Source organism: Xanthomonas arboricola pv. juglandis, from assembly GCF_905367715.1.
GTDB lineage: Bacteria > Pseudomonadota > Gammaproteobacteria > Xanthomonadales > Xanthomonadaceae > Xanthomonas > Xanthomonas arboricola.
Genome location: NZ_HG999362.1, coordinates 847,315 through 867,167, shown reverse-complemented (window position 1 = coordinate 867,167; position 19,853 = coordinate 847,315). Strand labels below are relative to the sequence as shown.

19 protein-coding genes are annotated in these 19,853 nt (G+C 65.8%); 6 read left to right on the top strand and 13 right to left on the bottom strand.

Going from position 1 to position 19,853, the window contains the following annotated elements:
- Positions 1-121: 121 nt before the first annotated feature.
- On the bottom strand, positions 122-1,012 hold the full coding sequence (locus KHN93_RS03655; protein ID WP_024940237.1) for a GGDEF domain-containing protein: 891 nt from the start codon (positions 1,010-1,012) through the stop codon (positions 122-124).
- A gap of 216 nt (positions 1,013-1,228) precedes the next feature.
- The gene (gene ubiE / locus KHN93_RS03650) at positions 1,229-1,990 is read right to left on the bottom strand and encodes a bifunctional demethylmenaquinone methyltransferase/2-methoxy-6-polyprenyl-1,4-benzoquinol methylase UbiE (protein ID WP_016903622.1); all 762 of its coding nucleotides are present in this window, start codon (positions 1,988-1,990) and stop codon (positions 1,229-1,231) included.
- Between the two features lie 87 nt (positions 1,991-2,077).
- Here ubiE and KHN93_RS03645 point away from each other — a divergent pair, with 87 nt between their 5' ends.
- Genes KHN93_RS03645 through KHN93_RS03630 form a run of 4 tightly spaced genes read left to right on the top strand, consistent with a single transcriptional unit; the run spans position 2,078 to position 5,791 of the window.
- On the top strand, positions 2,078-3,727 hold the full coding sequence (locus KHN93_RS03645; protein WP_212579151.1) for an MFS transporter: 1,650 nt from the start codon (positions 2,078-2,080) through the stop codon (positions 3,725-3,727).
- Positions 3,724-4,812 (top strand): HlyD family secretion protein, encoded by a 1,089-nt coding sequence (locus KHN93_RS03640; RefSeq protein WP_039523380.1) that lies wholly within the window; start codon positions 3,724-3,726, stop codon positions 4,810-4,812. Before KHN93_RS03645 ends, KHN93_RS03640 begins: the two co-directional genes overlap by 4 nt.
- A 26-nt stretch (positions 4,813-4,838) precedes the next feature.
- Positions 4,839-5,339 carry a GNAT family N-acetyltransferase gene (locus KHN93_RS03635; RefSeq protein ID WP_212579150.1) on the top strand — a complete coding sequence of 167 codons (501 nt, stop codon included), beginning with the start codon at positions 4,839-4,841 and terminating at the stop codon, positions 5,337-5,339.
- Positions 5,336-5,791 (top strand): nucleoside deaminase, encoded by a 456-nt coding sequence (locus tag KHN93_RS03630; protein WP_024940233.1) that lies wholly within the window; start codon positions 5,336-5,338, stop codon positions 5,789-5,791. The genes KHN93_RS03635 and KHN93_RS03630 overlap by 4 nt, the downstream gene beginning before the upstream one ends.
- Before the next feature lie 585 nt (positions 5,792-6,376).
- On the opposite strand, the gene hslU is transcribed toward KHN93_RS03630, so the two are convergent.
- From hslU to KHN93_RS03590, 8 genes are all read right to left on the bottom strand, one after another.
- Positions 6,377-7,744 carry an ATP-dependent protease ATPase subunit HslU gene (hslU, locus tag KHN93_RS03625; RefSeq protein WP_039523373.1) on the bottom strand — a complete coding sequence of 456 codons (1,368 nt, stop codon included), beginning with the start codon at positions 7,742-7,744 and terminating at the stop codon, positions 6,377-6,379.
- A 100-nt stretch (positions 7,745-7,844) separates the two neighbouring features.
- Positions 7,845-8,396: an ATP-dependent protease subunit HslV gene (gene hslV / locus KHN93_RS03620; RefSeq protein WP_005997221.1), complete on the bottom strand. Its 552-nt coding sequence runs from the start codon at positions 8,394-8,396 to the stop codon at positions 7,845-7,847.
- Positions 8,397-8,842: 446 nt separating this feature from the next.
- Entirely contained in the window at positions 8,843-9,730 is an 888-nt protein-coding gene (gene xerC, locus KHN93_RS03615; protein WP_212579149.1) for a tyrosine recombinase XerC, read from the bottom strand.
- Positions 9,731-9,808: 78 nt separating this feature from the next.
- Positions 9,809-10,480 carry a DUF484 family protein gene (locus tag KHN93_RS03610; protein WP_167708387.1) on the bottom strand — a complete coding sequence of 224 codons (672 nt, stop codon included), beginning with the start codon at positions 10,478-10,480 and terminating at the stop codon, positions 9,809-9,811.
- The gene (dapF, locus tag KHN93_RS03605; RefSeq protein WP_212579148.1) at positions 10,480-11,331 is read right to left on the bottom strand and encodes a diaminopimelate epimerase; all 852 of its coding nucleotides are present in this window, start codon (positions 11,329-11,331) and stop codon (positions 10,480-10,482) included. Before dapF ends, KHN93_RS03610 begins: the two co-directional genes overlap by 1 nt.
- Positions 11,321-11,575 (bottom strand): LPS translocon maturation chaperone LptM, encoded by a 255-nt coding sequence (gene lptM / locus KHN93_RS03600; protein WP_016903632.1) that lies wholly within the window; start codon positions 11,573-11,575, stop codon positions 11,321-11,323. The genes dapF and lptM overlap by 11 nt, the downstream gene beginning before the upstream one ends.
- A gap of 38 nt (positions 11,576-11,613) precedes the next feature.
- Positions 11,614-12,012 (bottom strand): YbaN family protein, encoded by a 399-nt coding sequence (locus KHN93_RS03595; protein WP_026064608.1) that lies wholly within the window; start codon positions 12,010-12,012, stop codon positions 11,614-11,616.
- Between the two features lie 163 nt (positions 12,013-12,175).
- Complete coding sequence (locus tag KHN93_RS03590; protein ID WP_065049615.1) at positions 12,176-14,290, bottom strand: S9 family peptidase; 2,115 nt, start codon at positions 14,288-14,290, stop codon at positions 12,176-12,178.
- 109 nt (positions 14,291-14,399) lie between these two features.
- On the opposite strand from KHN93_RS03590, the gene KHN93_RS03585 reads away from it, so the two are divergent.
- Positions 14,400-15,584, top strand: coding sequence for a pyridoxal phosphate-dependent aminotransferase (locus tag KHN93_RS03585; protein WP_024940225.1), 1,185 nt, complete (start codon positions 14,400-14,402; stop codon positions 15,582-15,584).
- Between the two features lie 195 nt (positions 15,585-15,779).
- Here the strand turns inward: KHN93_RS03585 and KHN93_RS21535 are convergent, their stop codons facing one another.
- From KHN93_RS21535 to KHN93_RS03570, 3 genes are all read right to left on the bottom strand, one after another.
- The gene (locus tag KHN93_RS21535; RefSeq protein ID WP_244812202.1) at positions 15,780-16,352 is read right to left on the bottom strand and encodes a hypothetical protein; all 573 of its coding nucleotides are present in this window, start codon (positions 16,350-16,352) and stop codon (positions 15,780-15,782) included.
- A 4-nt stretch (positions 16,353-16,356) separates the two neighbouring features.
- Positions 16,357-18,450, bottom strand: a complete 2,094-nt coding sequence (locus KHN93_RS03575) for a prolyl oligopeptidase family serine peptidase (RefSeq protein ID WP_102580421.1) — start codon at positions 18,448-18,450, stop codon at positions 16,357-16,359.
- Between the two features lie 67 nt (positions 18,451-18,517).
- Positions 18,518-18,829, bottom strand: coding sequence for a hypothetical protein (locus KHN93_RS03570; protein WP_104556058.1), 312 nt, complete (start codon positions 18,827-18,829; stop codon positions 18,518-18,520).
- 288 nt (positions 18,830-19,117) lie between these two features.
- On the opposite strand from KHN93_RS03570, the gene KHN93_RS03565 reads away from it, so the two are divergent.
- Positions 19,118-19,687, top strand: coding sequence for a lipocalin family protein (locus KHN93_RS03565; protein ID WP_104561860.1), 570 nt, complete (start codon positions 19,118-19,120; stop codon positions 19,685-19,687).
- The last annotated feature ends 166 nt before the right edge of the window (positions 19,688-19,853 follow it).

The following is a 19,853-nucleotide window of genomic DNA, read 5'->3' as shown; positions in this document are numbered from 1 at the left end:
CATGTCGCTGGCCGCATCGGCGCGAACCTTACGCAGCAACGGCGTTAATGGCGTAACTCAGGTTACCCGTGCCTAGCGTGCTTCGGCCTGCGGCCCGGCCGCCAGCCGATTGCCGGATCGCCTAGACCACCGGATGGCTGCGCGGGCTGTCATGCCCGTCGCGTACCAGACGCCGGCCGCCGGAAAACTTGGCGCGATACATCGCCGCATCGGCGCGGCGATACAGCTCGGTGGCATCCAGGCCACGCTCACACACCGCGCTGCCGGCGCTCACATGCAGCGGCGCCTCGTCGGCATCCTCGCGTTCGAGCATCGACAGCCATTGATTGAGCTTGAGCGTGGCGTCGTCCTCGCTGGCATGCACGCCGATCAGGAACTCGTCGCCGCCCCAGCGCCCGATCCAGTCCTGCGCGCCCAGCCAGCCGTAGGCAGATTCCACCAGCCTTACCAGCACGCGATCGCCGGCCAGATGGCCGAAGCGGTCGTTGATCGGCTTGAGGTTGTCCATGTCCAGTACGAACAGCACGAACGGCCAGCCTTCGCGCTGCGCAGCGGTGACCGAATCGCGCATCGCCTGTTCGCAGCCGCGCCGGTTCAAGGCCTCGGTCAGCGGGTCGAACAAGGCGTGCTTCTTGAGATCGCGCATGCCGGCATCGATGCCGCGCAGGCTGCGATTGATTCCGCGCAGCAACCGCCCCAGTTCGTCGTCGCCATGTTCGGGCAGGCTGGGCAGACGTTGATCGGCGTAATACGCATCCAGCGCGTCGGCGGCGATGCGCAGCGGTGCGAGCAGGCGATACAGGGCCGACAGGGTCGCCGCGGTGCCAGCCAGCGTGGCCAGCAGCGCCACGATCACCACCGACCACAGCGGGCGCCCGCTCAACTCGCTTTGCGCGGCCAGCCAGGCGATCAATAACAGCAACGGCAGGTGGATGCCGACAAAGGTCACCGCCAGCAGCTTGGCGCTGAAGGAGCGGGGAAACACGCGCGACAACCCTGCGTACAAGCGCATCCACGTCTCCGGCAAAAGAGCGCCTAGTGTCGCCGACCGTTGGTGGAGCCAACGCGACGGGAGTCTCAAAAGTTTGTCGGCAAACGCACCTGCGCACAGTGCAATCGTGCGGCAAGCGAACACGAGCATGGCGTGCTCGTGCGATGCCGACGCGCGGTGTCCGGCGCATGCTGCGCGCCGGACCGGACGCTCAGATCACGCTGGGTCGGATCCGGGTCAGATCTTGTAGCCGGAGTGGATCGCCACGATGCCGCCGGTCAGGTTCTTGTAGTGGCAACGCGCAAATCCGGCCTCGCCCATCATGCCCTTGAGCGATTCCTGCGGCGGGTGCTTGCGGATGCTTTCTGCCAGGTACTGGTAGCTGTCGGCATCGCGTGCGAACAGCTGGCCCAGCCTGGGCAGGATCTTGAACGAGTGGAAGTCGTAGATCGGCTTGAACCAGTCGGCGGTGACCTCGGAAAATTCCAGCACGCGCGCCTGCCCGCCCACCTTCAACACGCGATACATCTCGCGCAGCGCGGCATCCTTGTCGGTGACATTGCGCAGGCCGAAGGAAATGGTCACCAGATCGAAGCTCTGATCCGGGAACGGCAGCGCCTCGGCATTGCATTGCACGTAATCGAAGCCGGCCACCAGACCGCGGTTGGTCAGCCGGTCACGGCCAACCGACAGCATGCCGGCGTTGATGTCGCCCAGCACCACCGCGCCCTCGTTGCCGACGCGCTCCTTGAGCAGCACGGCGATGTCGCCGGTACCGCCGGCCAGGTCCAGCACGCGGTCGCCCGGCTTCACCTGCGCGGTCGCCACGAAGTAGCGTTTCCATGCGCGGTGCACGCCCAGACTCATCAGATCGTTCATCAGGTCGTAGTTGCGCGCGACCGAGGTGAACACTTCGCCGACCAGCTTCTGCTTGTCCTTGGCAGCGACGTCGCGGAAGCCGAAATGGGTGGTACCGGAGGTATAGGGGGATTCGCTCATGGGCGGATTATCGCACTGCTGACGCCGCCATGACCGCAACCGGACCACAATCGCTGCCTTCCCTGCGACCGGCCCTGCGAGCCCTGCGTGCACGACAAGTACGTCCAGCGCGACTGGCAGCCCCACGAGAAGCCCACCCTGCCCGGGTCGGCCTCCACCCCCCTGCACTCCACCCGGCGCCGCATTCAGTACGGGCTGGTGGGCGTGGTGGTGGCGCTGACCGGCGGGCTGAGCAATGCGCTGGTCACCGCCAACCTGACCTATCTGCAGGGCACGCTGGGCGCCTACGCCACCGAAATGGCATGGCTGCCGGCCGCCTACGTGATGACCAACATGTCGGCCAACCTGCTGCTGGTGAAGTTCCGCCAGCAGTTCGGGCTGCGGCGCTTCACCGAGATCTTCCTGGCGCTGTATGCGGTCATCGCCTTCGCGCATCTGTTCGTGCACAGCCTGAGCTCGGCGATCACCGTGCGTGCTGCGCACGGATTGGTGGGCGCCGCGCTCAGCTCGCTGGGTCTGTATTACGTGATCCAGGCGTTCCCGGCCAGGTACCGGCTCAAGGCAGTGGTGACCGGGCTGGGGGTGACCCAGCTGGCGTTGCCATTGGCGCGGGTGTTCTCCACCGATCTGCTGGAATTTGCGCAGTGGCAGGGCCTGTACCTGTTCGAACTGGGCCTGGCGGTGTTCGCGCTGGCCTGCGTGCTGGCGCTCAAGCTGCCGCCCAGCGACCGCTATCGGGTGTTCGAGCCGCTGGATTTCCTCACCTTCAGCCTGTTCGCGGCCGGTTCGGCCGGGCTGGCGGCGGTGCTGTCGCTGGGGCGGCTGCTGTGGTGGACCAGCACGCCGTGGCTGGGCGTGATGCTGGCGGCCTCCATCGTGCTGCTGTGCACGGCGGCGTGGATCGAGCACAACCGCCGCAACCCGATGATCAACACGCGCTGGCTGGCCAGCGGCGACATGCTGCGGCTGGGCCTGGCGATCCTGCTGATCCGGCTGGTGCTGTCCGAGCAGAGCACCGGCGCGATCGGCTTCTTCCAGACCCTGGGGCTGGCCAACACGCAGCTGCAGACCCTGTTCGCGCTGATGTTGCTGGGCGCAGTGGTCGGCGTTGCCGCCAGCGCGTGGCTGATCAATCCGGCGCGGGTGGCCGAACATCTGATCATTGCGGTGGCGGCGATCTGCATCGGCTGTTTCATGGATGCCGATGCCACCAGCCTCACCCGCCCGGAGCAGATGTACGTCAGCCAGTTCCTGCTCGCGTTTGGCAGCACCTTCTTCATCGGCCCGGCGATGGTGGCCGGGCTGGGCCGGGTCATCGCGCAGCCGGGCAACCTGATCAGCTTCATCGTGCTGTTCGGCATGGCACAGAACATGGGCGGCCTGCTCGGCAGCGCGCTGCTCGGCACCGTGCAGGTCGTGCGCGAGAAACACCATTCCAGCCAGCTGGTCGAACATCTGGCATTGACCGACCCGCAAGTGGCCGCGCGCGTGCAGGCCTATGCCGCGCTGTACGGCCGCAGCATCGGCGACCCGGCGCTGCGCCAGGCCCAGGGCGTGCGTGCCCTGGGTAGCGTAGCCACGCGCGAAGCCAATGTGCTCGCCTATAACGACGTGTTCCTGTTGATCGGCTGCATCGCCATCGCCACCGGGCTGTGGATCCTGTCCGTACTGGTGTGGCGGCGTTATCTGCGCCCACCCGCTTCGTCCCCCTCTCCTGCTTCCACCGCGCGCCCATGAATACACCTGCAGCTTCAACCTCTCCCGCCGATCTGCAACGTCGCAGGCGGCGCCGCATCGGTGGCGTGATCGGCTTCGGCGGGCTGGCCCTGCTCGGCGTCGCACTGGTGCTGTATGCATGGCGGTTGCCGCCGTTCGTCAGCGCCGTCGAGCGCACCGAAAACGCGATGGTGCACGGCCAGATCACGGTGATCGCGCCGCAGGTCAGCGGCTATGTCACCGAGGTGCCGGTGCAGGACTTCGCCCACGTCAAACACGGTCAGTTGCTGGCCAGGATCGACGACCGCATCTATGCCCAGCAGCTCGAACAGGCCAGGGCGCAGCTGCAGACCGCGCAGGCCAACCTGTCCAACTGGGACCAGCAGCGGCATAGCGCCGATGCCACCATCGCCGAACAACGCGCCGCACTGAGCAGCAATCAGGCCCAGCGCGACCGCACCCGCTCGGCGTATGCGCGCGCGCAGCAGCTGGCCGAGCAGAAACTGGTATCCGAACAGGATCGCGACACCGCCTTCGCCGCACGTGCGCAGGCCGATGCCGGCGTGGCGCAGGCGCGTGCCGCCGTGCAGGCCGCCGAGGAGAACGCACGCAGTGTCACCGTCAATCGCGCCGCGTTGGAAGCGGCGGTGGCCAACGCGCAGGCGGCCGTGCAACTGGCGCAGATCAATCTGGACAACACCCGCATCCTGGCCCCGCGCGATGGCCAGCTCGGCCAGCTCGGCGTGCGCCAGGGCGCCTACGTCACCAATGGCACGCAGCTGATGTCGCTGGTGCCGGACACGCTATGGATCGTGGCCAATTTCAAGGAAACCCAGATGGCCAAGATCCGCATCGGGCAGCGCGCCAGCTTCACCGTGGATGCGCTGGACAATGCGCGCCTGCACGGCCGTGTGCAGGAAATCTCCCCGGCCGCCGGCTCGGAATTCAGCGTATTGCCGGCCGACAACGCCACCGGCAACTTCGTCAAGATCGCCCAGCGCATTCCGCTGCGCATCAGCGTCGATCCGGACCAGGCGCTGGCACCGCGGCTGCGCCCGGGCATGTCGGTGGTGGTGGCGATCGACACCGACAGCGCGGTCGACTGACGCGACACAGCCGCTATCATGCGGTGATGTCGTCCCTGTCCCCATCCTCGCTGCACTGGCAATGCCTGCGCTTCGACCAACTGAGCACCACGCAGTTGTACACGCTGCTGCGGCTGCGCTCGGATGTGTTCGTGGTGGAGCAGCAGTGCGCGTATCCGGAGCTGGATGGCAAGGACAGCCTGCCGGGTGTGCTGCATCTGCTCGGTAGTACCGACGACGGTGCGTTGGCCGCCTATCTGCGCGTGCTACCGCCCGGTGTGAGTTACCCCGAGCCGAGCATCGGCCGGGTAGTGATTGCCGCCACGCAGCGCGGCCACGGCTTCGCACACGCATTACTGCGGGAAGGCTTGCGGCTGGTGCACCGGCAGTGGCCCGCCAGCGCCGTGCAACTCGGCGCGCAGGCGCACCTGCAGGCGTCCTACGCCGCACACGGTTTCACGCCCTCGTCCGCACCGTATCTGGAAGACGGCATTCCCCACATCGACATGCTGCGTCGCGCCGACGCCGCCACCCAGGAGCCTGCATGATCACCACCCCCGACTACCGCGCACTGCTCGACACCGCCATTGCCGAAGCCCGCCAGGGCCTGGCCGAAGGCGGCATCCCGATTGGCGCGGCGCTGTACCACAACGACGGACGTCTGCTCGGTTGCGGTCACAACCGGCGCGTGCAGGAAAACGATCCCTCCGTGCATGGCGAAACCGATGCCTTCCGCAAGGCCGGCCGGCAGCGTCGCTACAAGGACACCATCATGGTCACCACGCTCGCGCCGTGCTGGTACTGCAGCGGGCTGGTGCGCCAGTTCAATATCGGCACCGTGGTGGTCGGCGAGTCGGTCACCTTCCAGGGCGGCGTGGCCTGGCTGCGCGAGCACGGCGTCACTGTCATCGACCTGCAGAGCCAGGAATGCATCGACCTGCTGGGCGGCTATATCTCGGCCAACCCCGACGTGTGGAACGAGGATATCGGCGAGGACTGAGCGGTTTGGCTGCAGCAGTTTGGCTGCTGCGGTTTGGCTGCAGAGCGGTTGATCTGCGGCTTGGCTGCGAGGCCCTTGCCCGCCCACCCTCGCAGGACACGCCGCAAGTACGTCCTTGTAGGCTCTTACGCGGCATCCATGCCGCGTAAGGTCCCGCGACGGTGGGCGGGCAAGGACCAAGTCGAGATGGTCGGTGTGCTTGCTTAAGAGCAGTAAGGGCAGTGCGTGATGCACGTGGTTGAACCTGATGCGCCGGCTCGAAGTCCGACACACGTTTCGGCAAACAGCTTTTCACGCGGCCATCGACCAACTCGCTGGTGCGGTGCCCTCGCCGATTGCGGGACCGTGTGGCGGCATGGATGCCGCCACCGAGCCCCCAGGGACGGGTTCACGGCGTGTCCCGCGAGCGGTGAGGGCACCGCGCCCTCGACAGACTCAGCGTTTGACTGCATCCGGGCAGATGCGGCTAACAACACCGCCAGGCCAGCGCGGTCGGAATCGGCATGTCCAACGCGTACACGCCGATTCTGGTTGCATCCACACCGACCTGATGACCGTTGGCACCGGCACGCAGGTGCACTGCGATCAGAGGATGTAGCGGCTCAGGTCCGGGTCCTGCACCAGTTCGCCGAGCTGCGCATCGACATAGGCCGCATCGACCGTGACGCTCTGGCCGTCGCGATCCGGCGCCTCATAACTCAGCACATCGAGCAGGCGCTCCAGCACCGTGTGCAGGCGGCGCGCACCGATGTTTTCCTGTCGCTCGTTGACCTGCGCAGCGATCTCGGCCAGGCGCTCCACCGCATCGGCGCCGAAGGTCAGGCGCACGCCCTCGGTCTGCAGCAGGGCTTCGTACTGCTTGATCAACGCCGCCTTGGGCTCGGTGAGGATGCGCACGAAATCGGCCTTGGTCAGCGCGGTCAATTCGACACGGATCGGGAAACGGCCCTGCAATTCGGGAATCAGATCGCTGGGCTTGGCCAGATGGAACGCGCCGGAGGCGATGAACAGGATATGGTCGGTCTTGACCGTGCCGTACTTGGTCGACACGTTGGAGCCTTCCACCAGCGGCAACAGATCGCGCTGCACGCCTTCGCGACTGACATCGCCGCCATTGGAGCCGGCTTCGCCACGCTTGGCGACCTTGTCGATTTCATCGATGAACACGATGCCGTGCTGCTCGCAGGCTTCGATCGCCGCGGCACGTACGTCGTCTTCGTTGACCAGCTTGCCGGCTTCTTCTTCGATCAGCAGCGGGCGCGCGGCCTTGATGGTGAGCTTGCGCTTCTGCGACTTGCCGCTGCCCAGGTTGGAGAACATCTGCCGCAGCTGCTGGCCCATTTCCTCCATGCCCGGCGGGGTCATGATGTCCATGCTGGCGTTGACCGCCACTTCCAGCTCAATCTCGCGCTCGTCCAGCTCGCCATTGCGCAGCATGCGGCGGAACTTGATGCGGGTGTCATTGTCCTGCGCCGACGGCTCGTTGCGCGCCGCTTCCGGATCGAACCCGATCCCGGCCGCACGGCGCGGCAGCAGCGCATCCAGGAGACGGTCTTCGGCGCGTTCTTCGGCCTGGTTGCGCACGCGCACCTTGGCCTGTTCGCGATACAGCTTGACCGAGGTGTCGGCCAGGTCGCGAATGATCTGTTCCACGTCCTTGCCGACATAGCCGACCTCGGTAAAGCGCGTGGCTTCGACCTTGACGAACGGCGCATTGGCCAGGGTGGCCAGGCGCCGCGCGATCTCGGTCTTGCCGACGCCGGTCGGGCCGATCATCAGGATGTTCTTGGGCATCACCTCGTTGCGCAGCTCTTCGGGCAGCTGCATGCGGCGCCAACGATTACGCAGCGCGATGGCAACCGCACGCTTGGCATCGTGCTGGCCAACGATATGACGGTCGAGCTCCTGCACGATTTCGCGCGGAGTCATGGTTGAAGTGTCGGAATTTGGCATTGGGGATTGGGGATTTGTAAAAGCGGAGTAGGAACGATCGATGCGTGTCCGGGCGCAGGGAAAGGAGTGCTTTTGCGAATCCCCAATCCCAAATCCCGATTCACAGCTCTTCGACCACCACATTGCGATTGGTATAAATGCAGATATCACCGGCGATGTTGATCGCTTCGGTAGCGATGGTCTTGGCATCGAGTTCGGTGTGCGCCAGCAGCGCGCGGGCAGCCGACAGGGCGTAGGAACCGCCCGAACCGATGGCGATGATGCCGTCTTCCGGTTCGATCACATCGCCGGTCCCGCTGATGATCAACGAGGTTTCCTTATCGGCGACCGCAAGCAGCGCTTCGAGCTTGCCCAGGCGGCGCTCGGTGCGCCAATCCTTGGCCAGCTCCACGGCGGCACGGGTCAGTTGCCCATGTTTGTCGAGCTTGGCTTCGAACAGCTCGAACAGGGTGAACGCATCGGCGGCGGCGCCGGCAAAACCGGCCAGCACCTGCCCCTCGCGGCCGAGCCGGCGCACCTTGCGCGCATTGCCCTTCATGACGGTGTGGCCGAGGGTAACCTGGCCATCGCCGGCAACGGCGACATGCCCACCACGCCGAACCGAGATGATGGTGGTGGCGTGAACGATGTTGGGGTTCTGGCTGGGGTCCATGGGTCCTCCGGGGGTTTCCAATGAGGTGGGGACGCCCCTGCCGGGTTCAAGCATGCTGCGCGCATGTGGCGCGGGCGGCTGATGCAGCGCGCTCAGACGGCAGACAGCATGCGTCTGCGCTACCGGCACGCAGGGATTGAGCAGCCGCACACGAGAACGATTGGGAGCGTGGTGTGCGCTTCGGGGTGAGCTGCGTGATCGTCGCCGGCGCCGGGAAGCTGCCGCGCAAACCTGTCACTGCAGTACGCGGCCGTCATATGCGCATCACTGCAACAAACGCTCCGGCCCGAGTAACCACGCAGGCCCGCGCATGGATGCGCGTACAAGCGCCGATGCCTGCGCTCCAGCCCCTCTCCCAATGGCAGAGGGGCTCAAGAGCGGCGATTCGCGCGTGGCGGTACTTCAGAGAAGTGTTTAACCGCTAAGCGCAACACACGCCGCACCACTCACTCAGCAGCTTTCTTGCGCCTGGCCCGCGGATGCGCGGCGTCATAGACCTTGGCCAGGTGCTGGAAATCCAGATGCGTATAGATCTGCGTGGTGGCGATATCCGAATGGCCGAGCAATTCCTGCACGCCGCGCAGGTCGCCGGAGGATTCGAGGATGTGGCTGGCAAAGCTGTGCCGCAGCATATGCGGATGCACATCCTTGAACATGCCCTGGCGCACCGCCAGTTGCTTGATGCGGATCTGCACTGCACGTTGCGAAATCGCACCGCCGGCGCGGCCGGGGAATACATGCGTGTCGGCCCGCCCGCCGCTGTCGCGCAGCCAGTCGCGCAGCGCGCCGATCGCATGCGAGCCCACCGGCACCAGGCGCTGCTTGCCGCCCTTGCCGAGCACCATCACCAACCCGCTGTCCAGATCCAGGTCGCGCCAGCGCAGCGCGCAGAGCTCGCTCAGGCGCAGCCCGGACGAATAGAACAGCTCCAGCAAGGCGCGATCGCGCAGGCCCAGCGGCGCGTCGGTCGGCACCTCGACCAGACGCACCGCTTCATCGGCATCCAGTACCTGCGGCAATTTACGTGGCGCCTTGGGTGCACGCAGCGCCGCCGCCGGACTTGCGGCAATGCGGCCATGCTTGAGCAACCAGGCGTAGTAACTGCGGCATGCCGACAGGCGACGCTGTAGGCTCTTGGGCGACAACCCGCGCCGGTGCTCGGCCGCAACGAACTGCCGCAACTGTGCGCTATCGAGCTGCGCCACATCGTCGATGGCCTGTTCGCCGGCCCAGCCCAGCAATGCGGCAAGATCGCGCTGGTAGGCATCCAGCGTATGCGCAGACACCTGCCGCTCGACCTGCAGATATCCCAGGAAATCGTCGACCGACGCCACCTCAGACTCCCCGCTGCCGCGCCGTCGGTGCGGCCATCCAGCGCAGGCTGCACGCGTCGGCGCACCCTGCATTGCGCATCATGTGTCGAAGCGCTGTAAGGCCACGCCCAGGGACTCCCCCATCATGCGCAGGAACAAGGTGCCCATGCCGGGATAGAAACGGTTGGCGTCGCTGCTGCCGACTGCAATCAGGCCGATGCCGGGCAACGGCAGCAGCGCGGTGGATTGCACGTTGGCAGCCTGGTCGGCGTACAGCAGCGCGTGTTTTTCCGTCTGCAGGCGGCCGCAAATCGGCTCGCCGTCGCTCAGGCAATCGCGGAACGGGGCAAGTCGTGCATCGTCGGCGGCGATGACCTGCAGCCAGTCGGCCTCCAGGCCGGCGACCGGCTTGAGCAACACCAGCCGCACCAGTTCGCCATTGAAATCTTCCGCCAGCGAGGCGGCCATCGCCTTGAGCGTGTCGGCCGCGCTGGTCTGGCGCATCAGCGCCAGGGTCAGTTGATGCGTGCGTACCGCCAGGCGCTCGTTGTCCTGCGCATTGTGGCCAAGCTCGTGCAGGCGCCGCGACAGCTCGCGGTTCTTGTCGCGCAGCACTTCCAGCTGATAGGTGGCCAGCGAGGCGGTGGGGCCGTCGTCGCGCGGCACCAGCAGACTCACCGCCAGATCCGGGAACTGCTTGAGGAAGGTCGGGTGGCGCCGCAACCAGGTTGCCACTTCGTGCGCGCTGAATTTGTCCGTGTTCTCGCTCATCAGTTCCACTCTCCATCGAAGACGAACACGGCCGGGCCTGACATGACGACGTCCTGTTGTTCGCCGGCCCAACGGATGCGCAGCTCGCCGCCAGGCAAGGACACCTGCACGTCGCGCTCAACACGGCCGCGCTGCATCAGCACCACCGCCGCCGCGCATGCACCGCTGCCGCAGGCCAGGGTTTCGCCGACGCCGCGCTCGAACACGCGCAGGCGCACATGCGTCGGGTCGACCACCTGCACAAAGCCGACGTTGACCGAATCGGGGAACGCGGCGTTCTGCTGCAACAAGGCGCCGACGCGCTCCACTGGCGCTGCGTCCACCCGCCCCACTTCCACCACGGCATGCGGGTTGCCCATCGACACCGCGCCGAAGCGCACGGTTTCGCCATGCACAGGTAACGCGTATTCCTCGCGCGCGTGCGCAAAGCCGGCCAGCGGGATCTGCGTGGGCTCGAACTGCGGCACGCCCATTGCCACCGCATAGGTGCCGGCATCCAGACGCTGCACGCGGTGGGAGGTGAACGGGCTATCGATAACGAAGTCATCGTCCTGCGCGGTGCCGTCGCGCACCAGCCAGGCCGCCACACAGCGCGCGCCGTTGCCGCACTGGCGCGCGGCCGAGCCGTCGGAATTCCAGATGCCGTAGGCGGCCACCGCCTCGCTGCTGCGCGGGGTTTCGATGGTCAGGATCTGGTCGCAGCCCACCCCGAAATGGCGGTCGGCCAGGCGTGCGGCCAGCGCCGCATCCGGCGGCGGCGTGCCGTCGCGCAGGTCCAGCACCACGAAATCGTTGCCGGCGCCATGCATTTTGGTGAAACGCAGACGCCCGCTGCGGCCGTCAGCGCTCATTGCCGCTGCTAGCGGGCTGGTCGGTGGTGGGCGCGGGCTGCGTATCGGTGTTCACCGGCGCAGGCGCAGGCGAGGACTCATCCAGCGGTTGCGGCGCGTCCGGCGGCTGCAGCACGGGCTGGGCTTCCACCGGCACCGGCTTCTGCGGCATTACCAGCGGGCCCTTGTTGCCGCAGGCGGCAAGCAGGACAAAGGTCGCACCAACCAGTGCGAGACGAACAGACGGTCGGGACATGATGCTCATGGCCGAAGTATAGCCAGAACACCCTGACTGCCGTGCGCTCAGTGCGCGCTGGGCAACGCGCGCGGTGGCGGCTCGGGGCGCAGCCATAGCCAGATCGCCACCACCGCCATGCTGCCGATCGACAGGCATTTGACCCAGAACACCGGCACGCACCACAGCATGATGCCGGCGCAGACGGTCATGGTGAGCGTGGCCATCCACTTGGCCTTGCGGCTGACCGCGCGATAGGTCTGCCACTCGACGATCGCCGGGCCGAAGCGCGGGTGCGAGAGCAGCCAGTTATGCAGGCGCTCGGAGCCGTGCGAGGCCGCCCAGGCAGAAATGAGGATGAACACGGTCGTCGGCAGGCCGGGCACGAAGATACCGACGATGCCGGTCGCCAGGCTGGCGTAGGCCAGCAACCACCAGGCCCAGCGGAATCGAGTCGGTCGCGTCATGGGTAAATGATACGGCCAGCGGGCGCCGAGATGGTCCGGGCATGCCCTTCTCCCACCGGAAGAAGGGGGCCCGAAGGGCGGATGGGGTATGTCTGCACGCAGGGCTGGGAGAGTCCCGCCCTTACCAATCTCCAATCCCGACTCCCCAATCCCCGCCCCTCAACTACTTGACCCCGAGCTGATCCAGCACAAACGCATACGACTCGGCGAGTTCGCGGTAACGGCGGAAGCGGCCGGACTTGCCGCCGTGGCCGGCTTCCATATTGGTGCGGAACACGATCGACTGGGTGCCGGTGTTGTCGTCGCGCAGCTTGGCCACCCACTTGGCCGGCTCCCAGTACTGCACCTGCGAATCCCACAGGCCGGTGCCGACGAACAGGGCCGGGTAGGCCTGCCTGGTCACGTTGTCGTACGGGGAGTAGGACAGCATGTAGTCGTAATAGGCCTTCTTTTCAGGGTTGCCCCACTCGTCGTATTCGTTGGTGGTGAGCGGGATGCTGGCATCGAGCATGGTGGTGACCACGTCGACGAACGGCACCTGCGCGACCATCACGCGGTAGTCCTGCGGCGCCATATTGGCCACCGCACCCATCAGCAACCCACCGGCGCTACCGCCGGAGGCGGCAACGCGATCCTTGGCGGCATAGCCCTGTTCCACCAGCCCGCGGGTGACGTCGATGAAGTCGGTGAAGGTGTTCTTCTTGTGCAGCAGCTTGCCGTCGTCGTACCACTGGCGGCCCATTTCCTGGCCGCCGCGGATGTGTGCGATGGCATACACCACGCCACGGTCCAGCAGGCTGATCGCCGGCAGGTTGAACGCCGGGTCCATCGACATGCCATAGCTGCCGTAGGCGTACTGGAACAGCGCCGCAGTGCCGTCCTTCTTGAAGCCGCGCTTGTACACCAGCGACACCGGCACCTTGACGCCATCGCGCGCAGTTACCCAGACGCGCTCGGTGACGTACTTGCCGGCGTCGTAACCGATCACCGGCTGCTGCTTGAGCAGCTTGCGCTCGCCGGTCCGCGTGTTGAGCTCATAGGTGGTGGCCGGCGTGGTCAACGAGGTGTAGCTGTAGCGCAACCACTCGGTGTCCGGCTCGGAATTGACTGCCAGACCCATCGAATACGCAGGCTCGTCGGCCTTGACGTACTCATGACTGCCATCACCCTTGAGCAGGCGTACGCGCTCCAGGCCACCGGAGCGCTCTTCGATCGCGGTAAACCCGTCGAACAGCTCGAAGTTCTCGATATAGACCTTGTCATCGTGCGCCACCCAATCGGTCCACTGCTTGCGCGTGGTCGCATCGGTGGGTGCGGTCACCAGCTTGAAATTCTTGGCGCCATCGGCATTGGTGCGGATCACCCAACGTCCATCGAAATGCTCGGGGTGATATTCGACATCGCGCTCGCGCTTGGCCAGCAGGGTGAACCGCTCGGGATTGTCGGCCGGCGCATAACGCGTCTCCGACGACACCGTGCTTTCCACGCCGATGGTGATGTACTTGTCGTCGCGGGTACGGCCGATGCCCATGTAGAAGCTGTCGTCCTTCTCCTCGTAAACCAGCACGTCGTCCTTGGAGGGCGTGCCCAGCACGTGTTTCTTCACCCGCACGGTGAGCAGCGTTTCCGGATCGTTCTCGACATAGAACAGGGTCTTGTTGTCGTCGGCCCAGACCACGTTGGCCGACACGCCTTCCACCGTATCGGGGTAGATCTCGCCGGTGTCCAGATTCTTGAAACGGATCGTGTACTGGCGACGGCCCACCGCATCGTCGGCCCAGGCCAGGATGCGATTGTCCTGGCTTACTTCCGCATCGCCGACGCTGAAGTAGCCCTTGCCCTGCGCCATCTGGTTGACGTCGAGCAGGATCTGTTCCGGCGCGTCCATGCTGCCCTTGCGGCGCGCCTGGATCGGGTAGTCCTTGCCGGCCTCGAAGCGCGTGTAGTACCAGTAGCCGCGCTCGCGATACGGCACGCTGGCGTCATCCTGCTTGATGCGCCCGACGATCTCGGTATACAGCGTATCTTCCAGCGGCTTGAGCGGCGCCATCACCGTGTCGGTGTAGGCGTTCTCGGCGTTGAGATAGGCCAGCATCGCCTTGTCCTCACGCTTGTCGTCGCGCAGCCAGTAGTAGTCGTCGTTGCGGGTGGCGCCGAACGGGGCCTTGACCACATGCGGACGCTTGGCCACGTCCGGCGGCGACGGGAGAGCTGCGATGGCGGAAGGAACAGATGTGGTCATCAGGCTGGCGATCAGAAAGGTGAGGACAGGCTTCATCAGATTGGGGTCCGTTGGATGAACGCAATGCCATCCCAGCGCCCGAGTGTGGAAGAGGCTGGCCGGGAGCGTCATGTGCCCGAGGTCATGCTGCTCTATCCTCTTCGGCATGGACTCCCTACATTCGCACGCTCCCCGCTACAGCCGCCGCAGCCAGGACATCGCCCCGTTTCATGTGATGGCGCTATTGGCGCGCGCCAATGCGCTGGAACAGGCCGGCCACGATGTGATCCACCTGGAGATCGGCGAACCGGATTTCACCACCGCCGCACCGATCGTCGCGGCCGGACAGGCCGCACTGGCGGCCGGACACACCCGCTACACCGCCGCCCGCGGCCTGCCCGCGCTGCGCGCCGCCATCGCCGGGTTTTACGCGCAGCGGTACGGCTGCGCTATCGATCCGGAACGCATCCTGGTCACCCCGGGCGGCTCCGGCGCATTGCTGCTGGCCAGCAGCCTGTTGGTCGACCCGGACAAACACTGGCTGCTCGCCGACCCCGGCTATCCGTGCAACCGGCATTTCCTGCGCCTGGTCGAGGGCGCCGCGCAGCTGGTGCCGGTCGGCGCAGACACCGATTACCAACTGACGCCAGGCCTGGTCGACGCCTGCTGGAACGCCGACAGCGTCGGCGCACTGGTCGCCTCGCCGGCAAACCCCACCGGCAGCGTGCTGTCGCGCGCGCAACTGGCCGGCTTGTCGCAGGCGCTGCATGCACGCGGCGGCCACCTGGTGGTGGACGAGATCTACCACGGCCTGACCTACGGCATGGATGCGCACAGCGTGCTGGAAGTGGACGACAGCGCCTTCGTGCTGAACAGTTTTTCCAAGTACTTCGGCATGACCGGCTGGCGCCTGGGCTGGCTGGTCGCCCCGCCCGCAGCGGTGCCGGAGCTGGAGAAACTCGCGCAGAATCTTTACATCAGTGCCTCCACGATCGCCCAGCACGCCGCGCTGGCCTGCTTCACGCCCGACAGCATCGCCATCTTCGAAGCCCGCCGCGCCGAGTTCCAGCAACGCCGCGATTACCTGCTGCCCGCGCTGCGCGCACTGGGCTTGAACATCGCCGTCGAACCGCAAGGTGCGTTCTATCTGTATGCCGATATCAGCGCATTCTCGGACGATGCCCAGGCCTTCTGCGCGCATTTCCTGGAGACCGAGCATGTCGCCTTCACCCCCGGCATCGACTTCGGACACCACCGCGCCAACCAGCACGTCCGCATCGCCTATACGCAAAGCCTGCCACGCCTCGAGCAGGCGGTGGAGCGGATTGCACGTGGCTTGCAACGTCTTTGATCGAACCAGCGCCAGTGCGCACGGCGCATCTCTTCGATCAGCGCCTCGCTGTGGCCATAGGTTCACTGCATCTGGAATGCATCTCTTCTACGTGCGCACGTACCCTCATCCGCCCTTCGGGCACCTTCTCCCGACGAGAAAAGGAAACGGCCAGGTGTCGCGGCGCTCCTGATCAACCGCAACGCGCGTCAGCACTCACCTCTGCGCGGCGCAGCCATTCAGATCGAAGAATTGCCGTGCAATGTCCAATCGCTGCTCGGGCCCGGCCCGGTACCACACCGCTTCGCGCAGGTCGGGCAACAGAAAGTGCGCTGGCGCCGGTGCGCCCAGACGCGGCACCTCGCTCAAGACGCGATAGTCCGCATCTGTACCGATATAGCTGACATCGCCCAACGGGCGCGGCCCGCCGTCGGCGTCTGGCGGATGCCAGCCCGGCGCAGTGACGTCGGTCGTCGAGGCAATGTGCTGACTGCCGTCACTGCCACCATTCCATGGCAGAAACCATGCATCCCGGCCGGAGCTTGTGGAGTGCACGCGCAACGCCAAATGTGATGGCCACTGTGGGCCGCTGGCGACCTGATGGAATTCGGCACGCATGTCGGGGTGGTCACGCAGCACATAGTGCGCATCCTGAGCAGCACAGCCGCTCAATGCCAAGGCAACCATCAGCGCCAGCATCGACCACTCTCCGACTAGGTCAATCAATCGCAAAACATCCAAAACAATACGGGCGCGCCGACCATTGCCGGCGCGCCCGTATCGGCGCATCAACTCAATCCGCCAACCGCTCCCACAGGAAGCTGTAGGCCAGCGCCGCCATGTGCGCGGCCTGGGCGTTGTTGGCCGCACCGCCGTGGCCGCCTTCGATGTTCTCGTAGTAGGTCACGTCCTTGCCGGCCTCGATCATCTTGGCGGCCATCTTGCGTGCGTGGCCCGGATGCACGCGGTCGTCCCGCGTGGAGGTCAGGAAGATCACCGGCGGATAGGTCTTGCCCGGGTCGAACAGGTGATACGGCGAGAAGGTCTGGATGAACTTCCAGTCGTCGGTGTCCGGGTTGCCGTACTCGGCCATCCACGAGGCGCCGGCCAGCAGATGGCTGTAGCGCTTCATGTCCAGCAGCGGCACCTGCACCACCACCGCGCCGAACAGCTCCGGATACTGGGTCAGCATGTTGCCGGTCATCAGCCCGCCATTGCTGCCGCCCTGCACGCCCAGATGCCTGGTCGAGGTGATCTTGCGCGCGACCAGGTCCTTGGCCACCGCAGCCATGTCTTCATAGGCCTTGTGGCGGTTCTGCTTGAGCGCGGCCTGGTGCCAGCGCGGGCCGTATTCGCCGCCGCCGCGGATGTTGGCCACCACGTAGACGCCGCCCTTTTCCAGCCAGGCGCGGCCCAGTCCGCCGGAATAATTGGGCGTCATCGAAATCTCGAAACCACCATAGCCGTACAGCAGGGTCGGCGCGCTGCCATCGAGCTTCAACGCCTTGGGGCGCACCAGGAAATACGGCACGCGGGTACCGTCCTTGCTGGTGGCAAAGTGCTGCTCGATGCTGTCCTTGCCGGCATCGAAGAACGCCGGCATGGCCTTGAGCGGCTGCGGCGCGGTGCCCACCTCCACCCACGACAAGGTGGTCGGGGTCAGGTAGTCGGTAACGGTCAACCACAGCGCGTCGCTGTCGTCGCTGTCCACCGCGCTGACGTCGACGGTGCCGAACGCCGGCGCACCGACGAAGGCGCTCTTCTTCCAGCCATCCTGCCCAGGCGTGATCACGCTCAGGCGGTTCTTGACGTCTTCCAGCACGTTCAACACCAGGTGCGAACGCGTCCAGGCGATACCTGCCAGCGAGGTGCTGTCGGTGGGCTCGAACAGCACATCGAAGCTGCGCTTGCCGGCCATGAAGTCGTCAAAGCGCGTCGCCAGCAGCGAGCCGGCCTTGTAGGTCTTGCCGGCCACGGTCCAGGGTTCGCGCAGTTCCAGGGTCAGCCATTGCCGCTTGACCGACTTGCTGGCCGAGTTGGGTGCATCCACCTTCACCAGCTTGCCGTCGGCGCCCTTGAGATACAGCTCCTCGTTGTAGAAGGCCAGCGTGCGGCTGACGAAATCGCGCTCGAATCCGGGCGTGTCGTCGTGCATCGCGGCGATGTACATGTCGGTCGGCTTGCCCTCGTACACCACCGTGGCGGCGCTGAGCGGAGTGCCGCGCTTCCACTGCTTGGCGATGCGCGGATAGCCGGAGCTGGTCATCGTGCCGGCACCGAAATCGGTGAACACGTAGACGGTGTCCTGGTCGATCCAGCCCAGCCCGCCCTTGGATTCGGGGCGGAAGAAGCCGTCCTTGACCCACTGCTTGCCAGCCAGGTCGAACTCGCGGGTGACATCGGCATCGGCGCCGCCGCGCGACAGCGCGATCAGGCAGCGCTGGTAATCCGGGCGCAGGCAGTCGGCGCCGTGCCACACCCAGTTCTCGCCTTCGGCCTTGTTGAGCGCATCCAGGTCCAGCACCGTTTCCCACTTGGGCGCCGGCTTGCGGTATTCGTCCAGCGTGGTGCGCCGCCACAGGCCGCGCTCGTGCTGCTTGTCCTTCCAGAAGTTGTAGTAGTACTCGCCGATCTTCTGCACGCCGGGAATCTTCGCGTCCGAATCCAGCACTTCGCGGATGCTGGTTTCCATCTGCTTGAAGGCCGGCGTGGCCGCCAGGCGCGCCTCGGTCTTGGCGTTCTGGGCCTTGACCCAGTCCAGCGACTTGGCGCCGGAGACATCTTCCAGCCAGGCGTAGGGATCGTTGGACACGGCGGTTTCCTCTGCAGAGACGGCGCCAGCGGTGATCAGACCGGCAACCAGGCAGATCGAGGCGAGTTTGGACATGAATGTTTCCGGGAGAACGAACGCCGGGAACGTAGCATAGCCCTCCGCCGCCCGACCCTGCCGAAGGTCAGGCCGCGCGCGCCTGTGTCGCCGCACGCGAAGTGCTGCGTCGGCGTTGCGCCTGCGGCCCGCGCCGACGTGGCGTGCCGCGCCGCGCACCTGGCCGCACCAAGGCCGGCAATGCGAACCGGTGCAGGCTCCACCAGGCCAGCATCGGCATGCCGACCAGCCACAGCGGCAGCCAGCCGATCCACTCGCTATGGCCGCGCGCGGCCGGCCAGACCAGCACCAGGGCCAGGCCGGCCAGGGCGATCTGCCGGACCGGGCGCAGCACGCGCGGGTCGGGACGTTCGGAACGACGAGAAGGACGAATCGACATGGCGGCACTCCGTGGCAGGAAGGATCAGGACAGGCCGGCAGGATTGCCTGCGCCCATCTCACCGACTGCGACCTGGCGGCGAAAACCGGAGAGGCCGCCTTGCCGGGTGCCGGCGCCGCAGCGCGATAACCACCGCCAGGCCACCAACGGCGCCCTCTTGCGCGCCCCGACCCGGGCGCCCGGTTGCCGCGTTTGAGGCAGCCGCGTGCGCCAGACCCGACCGTTGACGCGAACTTGCCCCCTGCATGCGGTAGTGTGCTGCTCCAACTGCCCCTTTGTGATGTTGCGATGCGCCTGACCGTTACGATCGCCCTCGCTTTTCTGTTCGTCCTCGGCCTGCCCGTGGCATCCGCCAAGGACGCGCCTGCCAGCGAGCCGGCGGTCGATCTGTCCAAGATCATGGGCACCTGGTACGTGATCGCACGCATGCCCAACCCGGTCGAGCGCGGCCACGTCACCAGCCGCGACGAGTACACCCTGGTCGAAGACGGCAAGGTGGCGGTGCGCTATCTCTACCGCGAGGGCTTTGGCGAGCCGGAGAAAGAGGTCAACGCGCGCGCCTCGGTGGATGCAGAGAGCGGCAACCGCGACTGGCGGGTATGGTTCTACAAGGTCATCCCGGTCAAGCAGCGCATCCTGGAAATCGCACCGGACGGTTCGTGGATGCTGATCTCCTACCCCGGCCGCGACCTGGCCTGGATCTTCGCGCGCAAGCCGGACATGAGCCGCGACCAGTACCGCAAGCTGGTCGACAAGATGCGCGATGACTATTCCATCTACACCGACAAGCTTAAGCGCGTGCCTCAGCTGCGAGAGCAGGTCGATCGTTTGGGGTTTGAAGTGCCCAACAAGCGCTGAACTTGGCGGATGGGCCGGTCGGTTGCCCGGCCGGATTCAGTTGTCACAGGCGTCAGCCAATTGGTGCTTGGGTCGATAAGATCCGGTGCAATGCGTCGCTATCGACCTTGGTACGTCAACTTCAATTGCACGCTCCCGGCGCGGTTGCAGCAGGAACTGCGCTGCA